We start from the raw sequence: 1,561 nt of genomic DNA on the forward strand, positions 1-1,561 counted from the left end.
TCGAAAAAGTGACGGCGATCCGGGAACCAAAAGCCTCTGGCTCGGTTTGCAACGAGTGGACGATCTCGCCGGCATGTGGAGAGTTCTCATGGCATATGCCCAATCCAATCGTGCTAAACAGACTTATGGGTAAGGGTCAGCTGATGGGGGAGGGATAGGGTGGGGGTGAAAGAAAAAAGGAATAGCAATGAAAGAGACTTATGCCAATCCTGAAGATTTGAGATGGAAATGCTGTAGCTGTGATATGTTTTTATCTGTAGGCCCTGCAACCTTAATGTATATGGGTAATAAAATCAAGGCTCAGCTCCCGATATGTCCTCAATGCGGTTTTGTGTTTATTTCAGAAGAACTTGCTCTTGGGAAGATGGCGGAAGTAGAACAGATACTTGAAGATAAATAAAAACAGATGACCTCTTATATCATACCATCTGATTTGCGTTCAATTATCGGCGATACATTAAGGCCTGGCGGTTTGGCCCTTACCGAAAGAGCGGCGGATTACTGCGGGTTTTCCGCAGGCAATAAAATTATGGATATCGGTTGCGGCTTCGGGGCGACTCTTGAATATCTTCATAAAAATTATGGCTGCGCAGTATGCGGTATTGATCTTAATGCGCCGAAATTTTCCAGTGAGTTCTCATTTGTGCAGTCAACTGCGGAAGAACTGCCATTTACAGCCGGCAGTTTTAACTGCATATTTTGCGAATGCGTGCTTTCTTTGTTATCTTACCGCGACAAAGCCCTGAATGAATTTTGCAGAGTGCTGCAAAAGGCAGGGTTTTTGGTTATTTCAGACATTTATTTAAGAAATCCGGGAAAGCAGCCAAACAATATTTCCTTTCATTCGGTTTCGTGTCTATCCGGAGCAATGATACGTGAGGAAGTAATAGATATGGTGCAAGGCTCTGGTTTTGAAGTGCTTTTGTGGGAGGATCATTCAGATGCTCTTTCGCAACTTACCGCAAAAATCGTGTGGGAGTTGGGCTCGCTTGATATGCTTATGGATATAATGCTGCCTGGCGGTTGTTCTTCGGGGGATAAGCAATCTATGCGTGATGCCAGACCGGGATATTTTCTGATGATTGCACGAAAGAAGTAAGTATATGAGGATAAAATATAATGATAGATGAAATTGGCTTCAGATTACTGCAACTGGCCGGACGCGGTTACTGTTGCAGCCAGGTATTGATTATCCTTTCTCTGGAAGCCCAGGGCAAAAAAAACCCGGACCTTGTTCGGGCAATGTCGGGTCTTTGCATGGGTGCAGCAGGCAGCGGCAATACCTGTGGAATTTTTACCGGTGCTGCCTGCATACTTGCTTTGTATGGTGCAAAAGGTGATGATAACGAAAAAGAAAATGAAAAACTGCCGTTGATGTATTCTGAATTAAGCGAATGGTTTGAACAAACCGCTTGTGCTTCTTAGTGGTTTAGAAAATATAAGCTGAACATTTAGCATAATGGCCTTGGTTTTATTTTATAATTCCACTCTCCATGGAAACCATCCCTCTCGATAGCAATCTTTCGGAGTTCTTCATCAGAGACTTTGATGCCGGTCTTGT

4 protein-coding genes are annotated in these 1,561 nt (G+C 43.8%); 3 read left to right on the forward strand and 1 reads right to left on the reverse strand.

Features of this window, described 5'->3' with window-relative positions:
* Window positions 1-187: 187 nt before the first annotated feature.
* The 3 genes from VXK47_RS07920 to VXK47_RS07930 are packed head-to-tail and all read left to right on the forward strand — an operon-like array spanning window position 188 to window position 1,425.
* The gene (locus VXK47_RS07920) at window positions 188-400 is read left to right on the forward strand and encodes a DVU_1557 family redox protein (RefSeq protein ID WP_435548233.1); all 213 of its coding nucleotides are present in this window, start codon (window positions 188-190) and stop codon (window positions 398-400) included.
* Between the two features lie 6 nt (window positions 401-406).
* A complete protein-coding gene (gene trsM / locus VXK47_RS07925) occupies window positions 407-1,099 on the forward strand; it encodes a class I SAM-dependent methyltransferase (protein WP_435548234.1) in 693 nt (230 codons plus the stop codon).
* A gap of 20 nt (window positions 1,100-1,119) precedes the next feature.
* Window positions 1,120-1,425, forward strand: coding sequence for a C-GCAxxG-C-C family protein (locus tag VXK47_RS07930; RefSeq protein WP_435548235.1), 306 nt, complete (start codon window positions 1,120-1,122; stop codon window positions 1,423-1,425).
* A 26-nt stretch (window positions 1,426-1,451) separates the two neighbouring features.
* Here VXK47_RS07930 and VXK47_RS07935 read toward each other — a convergent pair.
* The coding region (locus tag VXK47_RS07935; protein ID WP_435548236.1) for an ISAzo13-like element transposase-related protein at window positions 1,452-1,561 on the reverse strand (110 nt) is incomplete at its 5' end.

This window comes from Desulfobacterium sp. N47 (assembly GCF_051233685.1).
Lineage (GTDB): Bacteria > Desulfobacterota > Desulfobacteria > Desulfobacterales > RPRI01 > RPRI01.